General features: G+C 82.5%; 1 pseudogene. It reads left to right on the plus strand.

Annotation, left to right across the window (positions count from 1 at the left end):
• Positions 1-663, plus strand: a pseudogene (locus F8279_RS29760) (translation initiation factor IF-2); the annotation flags it as partial.

Raw genomic sequence — 663 nt, forward strand, 5'->3', positions numbered from 1 at the left:
GGCCAGGCCGATGCCGCCCCGGCGGCCGACTGCGCCGACCCCTGGACCGAAGCCCAAGGGCCCGGTCCCCGGCCCGCCGCAGCCGGCGACCCCGGTCGCCAAGCCGGCGAGCGCGCACGACATCGAAGTGGCGGCCGCCGAAGCGCGTGCCGCCGCGCTCAAGGCTGAGCAGGAGGCCGCGGTCAAGGCCGCCCAGGCCGCCCGCCAGCAGCAGCGCGAGACCGTACGCCGGGAGCCTCCGGCCGAGGGCGGTCCCCGCCCCGGTCCGCGGCCCGGCCCGAACGCCATGCCGCCGCGTCCGGGTTCCCCGGCCGCCGGTCGTCCCGGCGGTCCGGGTCAGGGTCAGGGCCCCGGTGGCCGCCCCGGCGGTCGTCCGCCGGCGCGCGGCGCCGGTAACAACCCGTTCGGTATCCAGGGCGGCCAGCAGCAGCGGCCCCCGGCCGCCGGTGCGGGCGGTCCCCGTCCCAGCCCGGCCGGCATGCCGCCGCGGCCCAGCCCGGCGTCGATGCCGCCGCGGCCGAGCCCGGCCTCGATGCCGAGCCAGCGCCCGACCACCGGCCGCCCCGGCGGCCCCGGTGGCGGTCGTGGCGGACCCGGTGGAGGCGCCGGTCGTCCCGGCGGTCCCGGCGGCGGTGGCGGTGGCTACCGCGGCGGACCCGGTGG

The sequence above is a fragment of the Micromonospora sp. AMSO1212t genome (genome assembly GCF_008868145.1).
GTDB lineage: Bacteria > Actinomycetota > Actinomycetes > Mycobacteriales > Micromonosporaceae > Micromonospora > Micromonospora tulbaghiae.